Raw genomic sequence first — 17,014 nt, 5'->3', positions numbered from 1 at the left:
AGAACTGTAGCCGGATGCTGATCGGTGGCCCACTTCACGAGGCACCCATCCCGGCGTTCGTCTGCCGCAGAAGGCTGTTAAAGGCGCCAAGCCAGGGTTCATATCGTTGCCACCGCGAGACCGAAGTCCGATAGATCGGCTGCCGCGCCTGCCACAGGCTCGCGGTCTTGATCACGCGCTGGTTCTGCTCCGGTCGCAGGCAGGCGTCGTTCCATTGCAGGCCGCAAAACTCGATGATCCGTCGTATGACGGGCTCGGGAGCCGCCACCACATCCTCATAGTTGATCTCCATTAGAAATGCCGGCGGCAGCACGTTCCGCCAATGCTCGGTCAGCCGGGCATATTGCTGGTAATAGTCGACAATCCATTGCCGATCGAACGAGAAGTCCATGCCATTCGCAAAGTTGTTGAAGTAGACCGAAAGGCAGGTATCGATGGGATCGCGGCGACAATGGATGACGCGTGCCCTAGGGAAGGTTGCATACAGCAGTCCGATGTTGTGGACGTTCTGCGGCAGCTTGTCGGTGATCCTCTGCGCTGTGACAGAGATTTGCTTCAGCCTCGTCTGATATGCTGCTTGCGTTTCCCGGATCCAGGCCGGATCGATCCTGCCTTCACGGTCCACTCCGAACTCTGCCGCGCGATCGGGCCAAAAGCTCAGCTCGCCACCCGCCATGACTTCGGGATGGCTCGACAGTATCTGTTCGACCAAGGTCGTGCCGGAGCGTGGCATTCCAACGATCAGCACCGGCGCGTCCCACTCGTGCGCGGCGTCCTGGTTGCCGGCAAAGAATTGTGGCGTGAAACGCCGGATCAACCGGTCGACGAGCTCGGCGTGCGCGGCGGGATTGTAGTGCTTGTTCTTGACGCGCTTTTTCAGCGCGTTCGCTTGGTCGAAATGCTCGATGGCACGACCGTAGTCACCGATATCGTCATAGCCCTTGCCCAACGCGAAATGGACCAGCGCCGCCTCGTGTCCGGTGATAGCCGGATTTCCTAACTTGCGCTCCAGCTGGCCGATCAAGGGGCGATCGGCATCGGAGAGCCGCTTCACCTCGACCAGGCCAACAGGCCCCAGTATGTCGTGAGCGTTCAGCGCGTTCGCCAGGTCGAATGATGCGGACGCTTCATCGAAGCGACCTTGCTGCATCAGGATCGTACCGAGCATGGCATGCGCATCGCTCTTGCGCGGTTCGAGCGAGATCGCGCGTCTGACAAGTTCCTCCGACGCCGAATCATCGCCCTCGAAGCCAAGTATCCTGGCCTCGCACAGCAACGCGAAGGCAGTGCCGGGTCTGAGCGCAGCAGCGGCACGCAGGCATTCGATGGCCCGTTTGCGGTAGCCCTCCTCCTCCAGCAGCAGACCGAGCTTGAAGTGTGCTTCCACGAGATTCGGCCGCAACCGGGCGGCTTCTCGATACCGTTCCATGGCAGCAGGCAGCGACCCCAGTGCCTCCAGTGCAAGCCCCATGTTGTAGTGTGTTAACCCGGACGATGGATTGATCCGCAGGGCCTCGGTGAAGCAATCGATGGCTCGCTCGAACTGGCTCTCCGCCAGATGGACGAGTCCACGGTCGTTATGCGCTTCGGCGCTATCAGGCTGAAGTCCCAGTGCGAGATCGAGCTCGTTGGCCGCTCCGGCAAGATCACCGTCCTCGCGAAGCAGGTTAGCCAGTTGAACATGGGCCGACGCAAGGTTCGGATGCAATGATGCAGCGCGCTTCGCGATTCGAAGCGCGAACGGCAATCGGCCGGTTTGTCCGGCCACGGCAGTCAGTATCTGCAGACCGGCAAGGTGGTCTGGCTGCTGGACCAGGATCTCGCGAGCCCGTCGCTCGGCATCATCCCCTCGACCATCGGTGTACGCCTCAATCGCATCCTTCAGCAGGACTTGAATATCGTTGGACGATGGAGCGGTCGCTGGCGTCTCCTCGATCCACATGGCGAATTCGTCACTCATGCCGGGTCAACGCCGTGAATAGGGGATCGAGGTGCTTCTCATAATTCCGCCACCGCCCGACTGAGCTCTGATAAAGCGGTTGCCGAACCTGCCAGTAGCTCAGGGTCGACACCGGCCGCTCGGTCAAGTGAAAGTTCATGCAGGCCGGCTCCCAGTCCAAGCCGAGAAACCTGATCAGGCGTCGGCTTTGACCTTCGAGATCCTCGGTCAAGGTTTCGTAGTTCATTTCGATCATCCGATCGGGCAACAGACCGATCCAGTGCCGGGCCAGACGCCTGATCAGCCGCGCCCTGTGGCCGCAGTCCGCAAGGTCGTAGGAAAAATGCTGCGCACCAGGCGCGAACATCTGAAAATAGCAGGACAATGCGGTGTCGCGATCATCACGGCTGCACAGGACGATTCGAGCCCGGGGATACAGCTGCGCGACAAGACCCACGTGAAGAATGTTGTCCGGCATTTTATCGACGACGCGATGAGCACCTTTCGCATCACCGTACAGCTTGACGATATGCTCCTTCGCAAGCTTCCGTGCTGTGTCATGAAAGGCTTGTGTAGCGCCAGCAATATCGGAGCGGCTCAAGACGCCGTCCATCCGGATGACATCACCGAGTTCACCCGCACCGAATACACGCGAATGGCTGGCGCAGATCTGCTCCACCAGCGTCGTGCCCGACCTCGGCATGCCGACGACGAATACCGGCAATTCCGACATGTTGCTGAAGTCCGTCGCTTCGATGCAGGATCGATCGCGATAGCGTTCGATCAATTGCTCGACGCGGGCGGCGAAGGCGTCCTTGTCGAACAAATCCGCCATCTTGGGCCAAATCCCGCGAACCAGGCCGTTTGCGGCTGAATACCGCGCGAACGCCTCATCATATCGTCCGCTCTTGTCCAGCAGACGTCCGAGGCCGAACCCTGCGGTGATCCGCCCGTCTATGCTTGTGTCGGGCTGCTCCAGCGCATCGGCAAGGCGTTGCTCGTCTTCCATCTCGAGCGCGGAGCCCTCGCTGGATACGTGCTTGTATGACCGCAAATCGCCCGGATTGAGTGCGCGAACCTTGCCGGAATAGCTGTCAGCCTCTTCGAACCGGCCGAGCGATCGCAGTGCCCAGCCGATTCCAGCCAGGGCGTCAGGCAGGCCAGGCGAGATGGTCTCGGCGCGCTGGAAACACACCAGCGCCTCGTCGGCCTGGTTCAGATAGATCAGCGTGGCACCTTTGGCGCACAAGAATTCCGGAATGTCCGGCTTCAAGGACAGCGCCTTGTTGTGACAGCGCAATGCCTCCGGCAATTGCCCCATATCTCGAAACTGGCTTCCCAGAACGTAGTACGATTCCGCCCGGTTCGGGGACAGAGCTATGATCTTGGACCAGTGACGCGTGGCGTCCTGCAATCGCCCGGCGGATCTTAGCGTGATGGCAAGTTGAATCTGCGCCGGCATGGAAGTGGGGGCGATTGCGACCGCCGCCTCACAGTAGGACACCGCCGCTTCATAGCGACCGATGTCCGACAACAACCTCGCAAGTTCAGTATATGCCAGGACCATGTCCTGCTTGAGCCTGATAGCGTGCTGATACGCACCGATCGCCTCGTCATTCTCATGGATCGTCCGCAAGGCGCTGCCGAGATTGACCCATGCCTCGGGATGGCCGGGATGAACCTTGATCGAGCGCCGGATCAGGTCGATTGCGCGTCGGACGTCGCCGCGTTGCAGTTCGATGGCGCCCAGCATGTGCAGCGCCTGGGGATGGTCGGGCAGTCTTGCCAGGACGTTGCGATATCCCGCCTCGGCCTCGGCCAGGTCTCCCGATTTGTGAGCAGCGACCGCAGCCGAGAGAACGTCGACGATCTCCGTCATCTGGCTGCGGAAACCCTCGTTCTCGTCGAACAACCTGGTAAGTCTCGCACGGAATTCTTCGGCGGGACCAAGCGCCGCGCCTGTCATGGCTGTCCCTGGTGAGGCCCCACTCATCGCTCGCGCAAGCTCTCATGTCTGTAGCGCATGATCGGCGACAGCACATACTCAATCACGCGCCGCTGCCCGGTCTTGATCTCCGCCGTCACCCCCATGCCGGGCCCCAGCTGCATTTCCCCCTGTTCCGTACCGATCGTGGTCTCCTTCAGCGCAATGCGAACCATGTAGGAGGATTCCCGCTCGGAAGGACTCCCTGCAGCCTGCTGTTTCGCCGCAAACGGATCTTTGTCAGATGGATCGGAAGACGAGCGCGTGTAGCGCAAGGCGTCACGGCCGACGAGCCGGACATTGCCGTGGAGGAGACCGTAACGCGTGTAGTTGAAGGTCTCGACCTTGATCTCGGCTTGCTGCCCCACTTCGACGAACCCCACCTCGCGGTTCGGAAGAGTCGCTTCGACCTCCAGCTTCGAGCCACGAGGAACCACGACCATCAGCGTCTGGGCCGGCGTTACGACGCCGCCGACCGTGTGGACCGACAGCTGTTCTACCGTTCCATCAACCGGTGACCTGAGGGTCTGCAACCCGCTGCGTTGCCGGGCCTTGATGCCGTCCTGCGACAGTTGGGCCGCAGTCTGGTTCGCCTTTGCCAGCTCCTTGATGTCCTGATCCCGCAACTCCTCTTCCGTTTGCTTCCGCTGCTGGATCAACGCGGCGATCTGCGCAACCGTCGCTTCGACGTGGTGCTCGGTCGCAATCCGGGTATGCTTTGCCTCAACCAACTGCCGCTCGGACTCCAGCAGGTTGACCTTTGACGTCAGGCTCTTTTCCAGGAGCTCCCGGTACATCCGCACCTTCTCGTCGAGCAGGGGCAGCGTCGCGTCGATCTTGGCAATGGTTGCCTTCGACTCGTCCCGCTCCGCCGCCTTGGCCAGGACTTGCTGATCGATCCCGTCGAGCTTGGCGTGGTGCTGTGCCAACTCGGTCAACATTTGACGCTTCTGCGCATTGACCAGCGCCGGGTCCGCGTCCGTTGGCGCAACGAAGGCCCCAGCGTCTCCGGCGAGTTGTGCGGACAACCGTACCGCATCCAACCTCGCCTGCATCTGATCCCGTGCAATCCGGTCGACATCCGCAGCGGTGGCGGTCGGATCGAGCTCGACCAACACATCGCCACGGCGGACAACATCGCCTTCGCTGATCGCGATCCGCTTCACCACTCCGATTTCGAGCGGCTGGATCAGCTTCACCTCTCCGGCCGGGATCAACCGTCCGTTCGCCACTGCAATGATGTCCACCTTGCCAAGGCAGGCCCAGATCACCGCCACCGTCACCAGCAAGACGATCGTTCCGATCATCAGATGACCGGCCGGTGACGCCGGGGTTTCGATCACCTCGAGTGCACTGGGCAGGAACTCCCGCTCAGAGGCCCGGCGCTGCGCCGAGCGGCGCTGAAAGAGCACCACCTCACCGGCCTTGTGATCAGCAGCCGAGGCGCCGTTAGACCGCATTGGAGATCCCCGACTGGAGCCGATAGAGATGGGCGTAGCGTCCCGACCGACGGAGCAGCTCTTCGTGCGTGCCTTCTTCCACCTTTCGTCCGTGGTCGAGCGTGATCAGACTGTCGGCACCGCGGACGGTCGAGAGCCGATGGGCGATGACAAGCACCGTCCGGCCAGCTGCGATGCGACGCATGTTCTCCTGGATGACACGCTCGCTCTCATAGTCCAGCGCGCTGGTTGCTTCGTCGAAGATCAGGATCCGTGGATTTGCCATCAGCGCGCGGGCGATCGCAATGCGTTGCCGCTGACCGCCCGACAAGGATGCGCCGCGTTCGCCGATCGTCGTGTCGTAGCCTTGCGGCAGCTCGACGATGAAATCGTGCGCTCCCGACAAGGTCGCGGCGCGAATGATCTGCTCGATCGGCGCACCCGGATCGGCCAGCGCGATATTCTCGCGCACCGAGCGGTTGAACAGAACGTTGTCCTGCAGCACGATGCCGATTTGGTGACGTAACCAGGCAGTATCGACCATGCTGAGGTCGACCCCGTCGATCAGCACGCGACCGGACTCCGGCGTATAGAGGCGCTGCACCAGCTTGGCGAGTGTGGATTTTCCCGATCCCGATGGCCCGACGATGCCGATGACCTGCCCCGGTGCCACATGTAGCGAGACATCGGAGAGCACAGCTGGCCCGTTCGCCACGTAGCGGAACGTAACATGCTCGAACCGGACCTCGCCCCTGATCGCCGGTAGCGAGGCCGCACCCGTCTGGGCAGGCTCGCGCTGCGTATTCAGAATATCGCCCAGACGAGCGATCGAGAGCCTGGTCTGCTGGAAATCCTGCCATAACTGCGCAATGCGCAACACCGGCTGGGCGACTCGCCCGGCCAGCATGTTGAAGGCGACGAGTTCGCCCACGGTAAGGTCACCCGCCATCACCGCCTTTGCGCCCAGGTAGAGCGTGGCGACGATGGTGAACTTGTTGATGAACTGGACGATCTGACCGCCGATATTTCCCAAGGTCTGTGCGCGGAAGCTGGCGCGGACATAGCCCGACAGTTGATCTTCCCATCGTCGCAGCATCTGCGGCTCGACGGCCATCGCCTTGATGGTTTCGGCGCCGCTGACCGACTCGACCAGAAAGGCCTGATTGTCGGCACCACGGGCGAATTTCTCATCGAGACGGCGACGCAGCACCGGCGTCAGGATCACGCTGATGATCAGATATGCCGGCAGCGAGGCAATGACGATCCACGTCAATAGCGGACTGTAGAGGTACATGACCGCGAGGAAGATGAAGGTGAAGAACAGGTCGATCGACAGCGTCAGCGCGGAACCCGTGATGAAATTGCGGATATTCTCCAGTTCACGCACGCGTGCGACGGAGTCGCCGACACGGCGATTGGCGAAGTAGGAAAGCGGCAGGCCGAGAAGATGATCGAACAGCCGCGCGCCCAGTTCGACATCGATGCGGTTCGTGGTGTGACTGAACACATAGGTACGCAACGCACCCAGCATCACTTCGAACACCGACACAAATGCCAGGCCGATCATCAATACGTCGAGCGTCGACAGCCCGCGATGCACCAGCACCTTGTCCACCACCACCTGGAAGAACAGCGGCGAGACCAGGCCGAGCAGTTGCAGGAAGAATGACGCGATCAGCACCTCGGTAAGCGCATATCGATACCGATGCACCGCCGACAGAAACCACCTGATATCAAAACGATTGGCCAGCATCGCTGGCGAAAGCCGCCTGCTCAGCAGGATCAGCTCACCCGTCCAGACCGTGTCCAGATCCGAGCGTTCCAGCAGATTCGGGTGCGCCGTCCCCGCGGCGTGCACGGCGGCGCGACCGTCAATGACCCGGCTGACGATGCTGAACTGGTCGTTCCCGTTGACCAGAATTGCCGGAAGCGGCGTCTTCTCGAGCCGGTCCCAGTTGGTCTTCACCAGCCGCGCGCGCAATCCGAGACGCCGCGCGATACGGATCAGATCCTCCTTGCCCGCGATCGTGCCCACCACCAGGTGGTGGCGCCCCAAGGTCACCGGGTTTGCCGGAATCCCCAGATGTCGCGCGATCTGACAGAGCGCCACAAGCCCTGTATCAGTCCTGGGTGGGACTGATACAGGCTCCGGTTTTCCATCGTTGACGGTGTCCACAGCGCTAAGCCGTAAATCGCAGCGATGGTTATACGGTCTGAGTCACGGTCTGTTGCCCGAACCCGTTCAAGGCGAACGTCTTGTTGTAGATCGGCGGGAACGTGCCGAGTTGCACAGTCGTACCGGCCTTGAACGCGGTGAACGAGCCGATGTGACTGACGGAAAGCGCGAGCGCAGTGATCGAGGCGTTCATCGTGGCGCCAAGGGAGGTGTTGTTCGTCAAGGTTGCCGTCGGCACCAGACCAAGGCCGAACTCGATCTTCCCGTCATGGTTGAAGTCGTGACTTGACGCATTCGGAATCGTCAGCGGCGTGCCGAACGACAACGGTTCGACCGTCCCATCTTCCAGGACCAGTGCAGGCACCAACCCGGAGGAGTTAAGATCGAACTTCTGCACCACATTCAGACCGATCCCGAGAATCAGATCGAGGACATCGATCGACAACGGACCGATGTTGATGTCGGTCACGTCGGTGCCGAAGATGATGTTGCTGGCGATCGCGACGAGGTCGCCCGACAGGTTCACGATATCGTTGCTGGTCCCCGTGCCGGAGATCGTGCCGGGGCCGGCGTTGCTGCCATTGGTGTTCACATTGGGGAATGCCAGGGTCAGCTGTGCGCCGCCGGGCAGGTCGATCGTCGTGCTGAGCTGGCTGCTCTTCAGGCTGAAGCCCAACACCGGCTTGGTGAACGACCCGACGCTCACATGTGTGCTCGGGCCGGTGCCGAAGACGGTGGCGTGGGCGCCGGCCGTAAGGCCAAGATCCAGCCCAAAGGTGAATGAGCCGCTTGGCCCATGCGCGGTGAAGTGTCCACCGCCGAGTTGCACATCGGTCGCCATGATCTGCATCGTGTCGGTGGTCTTGTTATAGGTGGAGTCCAGCCCGACGTTGAACGGTAGCGTGGCGCTGATGTCGCCTGCGGTGATCTTCAGGTCCGCCTGAACGCCGGCCCTGACATGCAGGTTGGCACCGGCGCTGGCGATCGTCGTGGAGACACCAAGGGTTCCGATCACGGCTTTCTTCGACGTGCTGTAGTTCTTGTCGAGACCGAGGAATCCGGTGTTGAAGTCCTTGCTGAAAGCTGCCCCGGTATCCCAGATGCTTTGGCCGGTGGTCTGGAACGTCAGATCGGTCGAGGATTGGGCGTTGTCGATCACGATCGATTGGCTCGTGCTGGTCGAAGCGGATACAGTCGGGCTTTCGGTCTCGGCTGCGGTCGCGGTGATCCCCAGGGAGTCGACGATGGACGTGTCCGCTGGCATCAGGATGTCGACTTCGTCCTGGAAACTGCCCTGGTTGGACGGGTCGAGATTGATGGTATTGCCTGACAGCAATCCTAGCTTGTCTATGATGGACGTTGCGCCCGTCGTTCCGGTCAAGTTCAGCGCGATGCTCTGAATGAAATCCGAGCCCTGGTTCACGGTCCCAAAGTCACCCGATTGGGAGGTGATTTCCAGACGGACTTCGTTGATCGGGTCGCCCGGTTGCATCGGGAGCACAGTCACGTTCACGGTGGGCGCGTCCGCGACCGGCGTTTCGTTCACGGTAACCAGCGTTACCGCGTTGTTACCCGCACCATCGGATGAGTAAACCTGGAAGACATCCTGATCTCCGGTCGGAATCCCGTTGACGAAATCGTCGAGCGTCGTCGGCGTGTATGTGAGGCTCTGTCCGTCCGGCGCGATGGTGACCGTGCCGTATTTCGGTCCGAGCGGCCCTGGAGCAACCCCCGTAATGCTCATATTGGCGCCGCCGACCAGATTGCCGATCGGGATCGTGATCGCCGTATCTTCGAGCGTGGTTTCGGTATCGGCGGTAATCGTCTGGGTGATGGTCGTGGACGCGGTGGCCGGGGAGCCGGTGTTTTCGACTTCGGCATTGGTCCCGGTCAGCGACAGGGTGTCGCTGAACGTCGATCCGGCCGGCAATGAGACCAGCAGTTCGTCCGTGAACTGCCCCTGGTTCGCAGGAGGCGTAATCAGGTTGCCGGACAACAGGCCGTCACTGTCAGTCACCGTGATGCCGATGGTGTTGGTGCCGGTCAGCGAAAGGCTCAAGCTCTTGATGTAGTCCGACATCTGGTTGATCGTCGCGAAATCACCCGATGTGACGGTGACGTCGAACCGCACCAGCGTCGCGGCGTCGCCGGCATGCGGCGCGGCAATTTGATCAACAACCTTCGGTGGGTCTGCCACAGGCGTGGCGTTCACAGTGACGAAGCTTGTCACCTCGCCGCCGAAACTGTCGGTCACACAAACCTGGAACGCGTCCTCGTTGCCGGTCAGAATGCCGTCGACGTAATAGTCAAGCGTCGTCGGCGTATAGATCAGGCTCTTTCCGTCGGGCGCAATGGTCACCGTGCCATACTGCGGTCCCTCGGGGCCGGTGCCGATTTCGCTAATACTCAGGATCGCGCCGCTGTTCTTGTCAGTCGCGAGCGCGCTGACCGGAATGGTGATTGATTGATCCTCCAGCGTCGTCACCGTGTCGGGCGTGGCCGTCGGTGCAAAGGGCGCGACCGTCTCGAGTTTCTGGCCGACACTGAGCGTCCTGACGCCGACGATTCCGGTTTCACCGGTCGGGTGAAGGTCATCGATCGACAAATCGTGCGCAGCGTCGCTCAGGACGAAGCTGGTTGAGTGGATGTCGAGATGATTGCTGCCGATACCGGCCAGCCCGAACTCCATCCCGACGTCGAACGCCGGCACCTTGGCGCCGTTCATGTTGACGCCATTCTTCAGGTTGATCACGCTCCCGGCCCCGGTCACGAACTGCGTGATGTCGGGATCGCCGGTGACCTGGAGGCTGGACAGCTTTCCGTTGGTGAAATCAAAGAACAGACCCGACAGATCGGCCTTCGGCCCCTGCATCGTCACCGTGAAATCAAGGTTGCCGCCATCTTCGACAACTGTGACTTCTGCCCCGGGTGAGCCCGGCACTGTGAAACTGATGCTCCGGGGGCATACGACTTCGCTCTTGGGCGGTGAAGTCGGATCGGTGGGAAGGAATACTCCGTCTACATTTCCGTAGAGCGCGGCAGGGAAGGTAGCGTCTAAGGGATTTCCATCGGACCAGTACCAGAAGCCGTCCTTGTTCTTGAGGACCAACGCCATCACAGCCTCCCTCGATCATTGATGAAAAATCAATTGCTACAATGCACTTCTCCTCGCGAACTCTCCTGCGTGAGATGGTTCGCGGTACTGCCAATAGAGAATTGACTGACGAAAACGATATTGGGTAAGCGACGAAACTATTGCACGATCGCGTTGTCGCCACAACGCTTATCGTTTCAACTTTTAACTAATACATCTTTAGATAGTACGATCGCGCAGCAAGAGACCCGACAATTGGATCGATGATCTCGAGTCGAAGCTGATGAATGCGCTCGACGATTTAGGCAGTGGCGAAAGCGCATCGAGGCGCGCGCTGACTTACGCATCCGCGGACTGCGGCAGAAATTTCGCGATCGACCAGCCGCCATCGACCGGAAGCACGACGCCGTTGATGAAGCTTGCGGCGTCCGACGCGAGGAAGGCACAGGCCTCGCCGATCTCTTCGGGTTGGCCGACCCGACCGAGCGGGCAGCCCTCGATCATCATGCGATGCCACCACGCGTTGTTCTTGATGCGGTCGTCGGTGCCGGGACTCCAGATCAGGCCGGGCGCCACTGCGTTGACGCGAATGCCGTCCTTGCCGAACTCGGTCGCCAGCATTTTGGTGATGCCGACGACGGCGAATTTGGTCGGCACATAGGCGGCACTGCCCGCCGCCCCGATCATCCCGAACACCGATGCAATGTTGACGATGGCGCCATGGCTTTGCTTCAAGGCCGGAAGCGCGAGGCGACAGAGTCGCAGCACCGGCCGGACATTGATCGAGTAATAGCGCTCGTAATCGTCGTCGGTCGTCTCCAGGAAGCCGCGCGCGTTGCCGAGGCCGGCATTGTTGACGAGTGCATCAAGCCTGCCGAAGCGGCGGACGCACTCGGTGACGGCCTGCTCGCAGGCGTTACCGTCACGAAGGTCGGCGGTGACATGCGCGTAGCTGCTCTCTGTTGCGACCATCTCGCTCGCCGGCTTCTGGTCAACGCCGAACACCCGCCAGCCATGTTTGAGGAACACTTTTGCGATCCCGAGGCCAACGCCCTGGGACGAGCCCGTCACCATCACCGCGCGCATCATATCGATCTCCCTATCAATTCAGTTGGTGAGTTTGTCTCGCTTGATCCGGACACCGGCTTTCTCGCGATCCCAGGTGTCCGCCGTCACGGCCTGCTGCCGCAGCACGTATTTCTCGACCTTCTGTGTCGGGGTGCGCGGCAACTCGGCGACGATGCGCACGTATCGCGGGATCATGAAGTGCGCGAGCCGGGCTTGCAGGAACGCAAGCAGTTCTTCCGGCTTCACCACCGCGCCGGGCGCCGGTGCCACGATCGCAAGCACGTCGTCCTCGGCAAGTTCGTTCGGCACCGCGACCACGGCGCATTCGCGGATGGCCGGATGCGCAAGGATCTCGGCCTCGACCTCGAACGAGGAGATGTTCTCGCCGCGGCGGCGGATCGCATCCTTGATGCGATCGACAAAGAAGAAATTGCCGTCGGCGTCCCTGCGAAATGCATCGCCGGTGTGGAACCAGCCGTTGCGCCAGGCATGCGCCGTAGCCTCCGGATTCTTGAAGTAACCGGAGTTCAACGCCCACGGGGCGTCGCTGCGAATGATCAATTCGCCGATCTCGCCGGGCGCGACCTCGCGATCATGATCATCGACAATGCGAAGCGCGTTGCCCGCCCGCGCCTTGCCGCAGGTACCGGGCGTCGGCGGGTTGCGCTCCGACACGATCGGGGTGTTGAGTTCTGTCATGTTGAACAGCGTCCAGACGTCGACGCCGAACCGCTCCGCGAACGCCCGGGAGTCGCCGGGCAGCGGGATCATCGTCACCTTCCTCAGCGTGTGCTTGCGGTCGGCGTCCGACGGCGGCAGCTTGGCGATGAAGCTCGACATCACGCCGAGCAGGATCGTGTAGGTTGCCTGCGTGGCATGCACCGCCGGCCAGAACCGGTCGGTGGTGAAATCGCCGCCCAGCCCGACCGCGCCGCCGCGATTGAGCATTGCCGATACCGGTAGCGTGCCGCCGATATGGAAGAAGGGCAGGAAGCACAGCACGCTGTCGGTCTCGTCGAGCATCGGATAGGCAGCCGGACCGCACATGTGCCACATATGCGCGTAGGAGCTGACCACGCCCTTCGACCGGCCGGTCGTCCCCGAAGTGTAGACGATCGATTGCGGATCCCACGGCTCGATCGGCCGCACCAGGGGTGGAAGATCGGCGGGATCAAGGTCGAGCGCCTCGAGCGGGATCTGCCTCATCCCATCGATGTCACCGCATGGCTCGCCGGCGACGACGATCGTCTCGATCGTGCCGCAGTCGATCTCCCGCAGCCGGTCGACGAGGCCGCTATTCGCCAGCAGCACCGTAGCGCCGCCATTGATCAGGACGTGCGATAGCAGGCTGCCGCGATAGGCGGTGTTGATCGGCACGTAGACCGCACCGAGCCAGTTGATCGCAAACCAGGCCCGCACGATATCGACGGTGTTCGGCAGCCAGACATTGACCGTATCGCCCTGCTTCACGCCGATGAAGGCAAGACCCGCGGCGAGGCGCTGCACCGATAGGAGAAATGCGCCATAGCTCGTCACCGTACCGTCGGGAAAACGCAGGAACGGCCGTTCGGGATGGCTCGCGGCGCGGCGCTCCAGCACGTAGCGCAGGACGGCTTCGTGGCGCTCGGGAACGCGCCGCGCATCGGCCTCCGCCGCGGCAGCGTCGTGCCGCTCATTCGGGATTGCCCCGATCATTGACGTCCTCCCCTTTGTTCTTTGCGATCAGGCTGCCTTGAACTCCTCCATGCGAGGCTGCTTCAGATCGGCCTCGAACCGTCCGTAAGACCATGGCCATGAGACGACCTTGCCCTGCTTGTCGAAATACCAGCTGGTGCACCCACCGGTGACCCAGACGGTATGCTTGATCGCCTGCTCGACCTCGGCGTTGAAGGAATCCGTCGCCTCCTGTGTCGGCTCGATCTCGCGATGCACCCCGTCGGCCAGCATCTTCACGAGCCTGGTCACGTATCCGATCTGGACCTCGGCAGTACGCAGGAATGAAAAGTTGCCGATCGGGCTGTTCGGACCGCCGATGAAGAACAGGTTGGGGAAGCCCGGCACCGCGACCGAGCGATAGGCCTGGCAGGACTCCTTCCAGCGCTCGTTCAGGCTCACGCCGTCCCGGCCGACGATGACCGCGGGACGGAAGAATGCGAACGGATCGAAGCCCGTTGCATAGACGATCACATCGAGCTCATGCAGCAGACCGTCCGCGGTCCTGATGCCGGCAGGCTCGATTTGCGTGATCTTGGCATCGACCAAATGGGCGTTCGGGCGCTGGATCGCCGGATAGAATTTGTCGGACACGATCAGGCGCTTGCACCCGGCCTGGTAGGACGGCGTCAGGCGGCGCCGAAGATCGAGATCGTGGACATTGTCTTCGAGGTTCTGCCGGCAGGCCCGCGCCATCTCGGCAAGACCGGCGTCGTTCTCGCCGACCAGAGATGCCGCAAACCGCTGGTTGAACAGGTTGTTGAGATGGTCGTAGAGCTCCGCCATCTTCTGCGGCTCGTCCCGAAACGCCCTCTTCTTCTCTTCGGGAAACGGGTTGTTCGGAACGTTGACGATCCATTGCGGCGTCCGCTGAAAGAGCGACACGGAGGCCACCTCGTCGACGATCGCCGGCAGGATCTGCGTGGCGGTCGAGCCAGTGCCGACGATGCCGACCCGCTTGTTTGCCAGCGAGACCTCGTGGTTCCACCGCGAACTGTGGAAGAACGTGCCGGCAAAGCTATCTCGCCCTTCGATGTCGGGCAGGACGAGCTTGTGCAGCACGCCGGTCGCTGCGATGACGGCATTGAACAGGCCCTCATCGCCCTGCGTGGTCGTGATGCGCCACATACCGTCACCCACGAACTCCGCCCTGGTGACCTCGCTGGACAAGCGGACCTTGTCGATGATCCCAAGCCTCTCCGCGACGCCCCGGAAGTAAGCGTGGATCTCCGCGGCAGGCGAGTATTCGTGGCTCCATTCAGCGTTCGGAGCGAACGAATAGCGGTAGAGGTGCGAGGGAACGTCGCAGGAAAGTCCGGGATAGGTGTTGTCGCGCCACGTACCGCCGACGTCGCCGGCACGTTCGAAAATCGTGAAGGCGACACCCGCGCGCTGCAGATAGACCGCGGTCGCGATGCCGGAAGCGCCGGCCCCGATGACCGCCACCCTGAAAGAGGCCTTGTTCGCGCTGGTCATCCCTGACGTCTCCCGTATCTGCCTCGAATATTCTTAGTGATATAAGAATATACTAAGCAGTATATGTCAAGTACCGATCGCGTTCGTGTTGCACGCCTTGCGGCATGGCTGCATTGCGGATGCGACAAGGACGTCGGGAACGGCTCCGATCGGAAGCGCGCCTGACCGTTCCCGCGCGCTCACTTACCGTTTGCTTTCCTGGTACTACTACTTTATGTTCTGTAAAAATACCAACTAGTATATAAAATGTTTTGGAGGAAACATGCGCTATCTTTCTGGTACGATCCTGCTGACGTTGTCATTGATATTGGCCACCGATGTTGTGCGGGCCGAGGAGCCAGCGTTGAAGGTCGGCGTCATCGAGGACATGTCGGGCCCCTACGCCGATCTGTCCGGCCAGGGTTCGGTCATCTCGGCGCGGTTGGCGGTTGAGGATTTCGGCCCGGTGCTGAACCGAAAGGTCGAGATCGTTTCCGCCGATCACATGAACAAGGCCGATGCCGGCGTTGCGATTGCAAAGCGCTGGATCGAAGCCGACGGCGTCGAAATGATCACAGGCCTCAGCAACTCCGCGGTCGCCCTTGCGGTCCGCAACGTGGCCGTCTCTAGTCGAAAGATTGACATCGTCGTCAGCGCCGGCACCGGCGACCTCAGCGGGAAGGCCTGCAGCCCGACCTCGTTCCACTGGGTGTACGACAGCTACGGGCTGGCCAAGACGGTCGGCATGGCGACGATCCGCTCGGGGGCGGACACTTTCTACCAGGTGCTCGTCGACTACGCATTCGCCACCGCCATGGCGCGCGATGGATCACGCTTCGCGGAAGCGGCGGGCGGCAAGGCCGTCGGCAGCGTCCGCGTTCCGCTCAACACCGCGGACTACAGTTCCTTCATCCTCCAGGCGCAGGCCTCGAAGGCAAAGGCGATCCTACTCGCGCTTGCCGGCGCTGACTTCATCAACTTCGTGAAGCAGGCCCAGGAGTTCGGCATCGTCGATGGCGGGCAGAAGCTGGCATCTTTCATCACCTTCGTGAACGACATCCATTCCCTCGGCCCAAAGACGGCGCAGGGGCTGCTCTCGTCGGAAGCATTCTATTGGGATCTCGACGACAAGACGCGGGCTTATTCCAAGCGCTTCTTCGCGATCGCCAAGAAGATGCCGAACAGCATGCAGGCCGGCATCTACAGCGCAGTGACCCACTATCTGAAGGCTGTTCAGGCCGCGGGAACGACCGATGCCATCAAGGTCGCCGCGAAGATGCGGGAGTTGCCGGTCAACGACTTCATGACCGAGAACGGCAAAGTCCGTGAGGACGGCCGGCTGCCGCGACCGATGTACCTGTTCCAGGCCAAGTCACCGAAGGAATCGACGTCGGACTGGGACGTCCTGAAGCCGATCCAGAAGCTCTCCGCCGAGGAAGCAACTCGCCCGCTCTCCGAAAGCGAATGTCCGCTGGTCAGGGAAGCACAAGCAAGCAAGTGAGGCGGCGTAACGCAAATCCGGATGCGCTCACGCCTGGGCGCATCCGACCAAATTCAGGGCAAGGTCGCTCAATCTCGTTGCCAATTCCGAGGCGGAAAGCCGTCCCTGAGGCGAGTACCAGCGGTGGGTCCACCGGACCATACCGCTGATGGCCAACGATGCGATCATGGGGTCGCTCACCCGAAACTGGCCGGCCTCCACGCCTTCTTCGATGAGACGCGCGAGCTTGGTGTCGAAGTCGCGTTGCTTGCGCCTGATGTCGCTGATCTTCTTTGAGCTGAGGTTCTTTTCCTCCTCGAGCATGATGGCAGTAAACCTTTGCCGCTCGATGTTCTTCTCGACATACACCGTGATGAGTTGCCGGAGGCGGTCCTTTGGAGATCCCTGCTTGCTGTTCAGGACCTTGAGTACGTCAACATACAACTCCTCAAATGACTGATCGAACAGCTGCTCGAGGATCGCGTATTTGTTCTCGAAATACGTATAGATGAATGGCTTGGTGACGCCGAGCGCCGCTCCGATGTCGTCGATGGTCGTCTTCTGGAAGCCCTTCTCGTAAAACAGCTTCGCCGCAGCGTCCAAGATCAGCTCCCGCTTGTACTCCTTAATCTGTTGCTTGACATTCATTTACGGACCTTCCCTGCC

General features: G+C 61.2%; 10 protein-coding genes. 1 reads left to right on the top strand and 9 read right to left on the bottom strand.

Annotated elements, in window-relative coordinates; genetic code table 11:
• Positions 1-34: 34 nt before the first annotated feature.
• The 8 genes from CK489_RS16805 to CK489_RS16770 all read right to left on the bottom strand — a co-directional run bounded on the left by CK489_RS16805 (position 35) and on the right by CK489_RS16770 (position 14,889).
• Positions 35-1,960, bottom strand: coding sequence for a tetratricopeptide repeat-containing sulfotransferase family protein (locus CK489_RS16805; RefSeq protein WP_095733015.1), 1,926 nt, complete (start codon positions 1,958-1,960; stop codon positions 35-37).
• Entirely contained in the window at positions 1,953-3,851 is a 1,899-nt protein-coding gene (locus tag CK489_RS16800) for a tetratricopeptide repeat-containing sulfotransferase family protein (protein ID WP_158226456.1), read from the bottom strand. The genes CK489_RS16805 and CK489_RS16800 overlap by 8 nt, the downstream gene beginning before the upstream one ends.
• Before the next feature lie 77 nt (positions 3,852-3,928).
• On the bottom strand, positions 3,929-5,383 hold the full coding sequence (locus CK489_RS16795) for an HlyD family type I secretion periplasmic adaptor subunit (RefSeq protein ID WP_095733013.1): 1,455 nt from the start codon (positions 5,381-5,383) through the stop codon (positions 3,929-3,931).
• Positions 5,373-7,538: a type I secretion system permease/ATPase gene (locus CK489_RS16790; protein ID WP_198960939.1), complete on the bottom strand. Its 2,166-nt coding sequence runs from the start codon at positions 7,536-7,538 to the stop codon at positions 5,373-5,375. Before CK489_RS16790 ends, CK489_RS16795 begins: the two co-directional genes overlap by 11 nt.
• Before the next feature lie 28 nt (positions 7,539-7,566).
• Positions 7,567-10,653: a beta strand repeat-containing protein gene (locus tag CK489_RS16785; RefSeq protein ID WP_143278178.1), complete on the bottom strand. Its 3,087-nt coding sequence runs from the start codon at positions 10,651-10,653 to the stop codon at positions 7,567-7,569.
• 318 nt (positions 10,654-10,971) lie between these two features.
• Positions 10,972-11,721, bottom strand: a complete 750-nt coding sequence (locus tag CK489_RS16780; protein WP_095733010.1) for an SDR family NAD(P)-dependent oxidoreductase — start codon at positions 11,719-11,721, stop codon at positions 10,972-10,974.
• Positions 11,722-11,739: 18 nt separating this feature from the next.
• Entirely contained in the window at positions 11,740-13,395 is a 1,656-nt protein-coding gene (locus tag CK489_RS16775) for an AMP-binding protein (RefSeq protein WP_095733009.1), read from the bottom strand.
• Between the two features lie 27 nt (positions 13,396-13,422).
• On the bottom strand, positions 13,423-14,889 hold the full coding sequence (locus tag CK489_RS16770; RefSeq protein ID WP_095733008.1) for a flavin-containing monooxygenase: 1,467 nt from the start codon (positions 14,887-14,889) through the stop codon (positions 13,423-13,425).
• 262 nt (positions 14,890-15,151) lie between these two features.
• On the opposite strand from CK489_RS16770, the gene CK489_RS16765 reads away from it, so the two are divergent.
• Positions 15,152-16,369, top strand: a complete 1,218-nt coding sequence (locus CK489_RS16765; RefSeq protein WP_050629277.1) for an ABC transporter substrate-binding protein — start codon at positions 15,152-15,154, stop codon at positions 16,367-16,369.
• 27 nt (positions 16,370-16,396) lie between these two features.
• On the opposite strand, the gene CK489_RS16760 is transcribed toward CK489_RS16765, so the two are convergent.
• Entirely contained in the window at positions 16,397-16,996 is a 600-nt protein-coding gene (locus CK489_RS16760; RefSeq protein ID WP_050629278.1) for a TetR/AcrR family transcriptional regulator, read from the bottom strand.
• Positions 16,997-17,014 lie beyond the last annotated feature (18 nt).

It is taken from the genome of Bradyrhizobium sp. UFLA03-84 (assembly GCF_002289535.1).
In the GTDB taxonomy this organism is placed as follows: domain Bacteria; phylum Pseudomonadota; class Alphaproteobacteria; order Rhizobiales; family Xanthobacteraceae; genus Bradyrhizobium; species Bradyrhizobium viridifuturi.
Note: the sequence above shows the minus strand (reverse complement) of the source record. Positions and strands in the feature narration are given on the sequence as shown.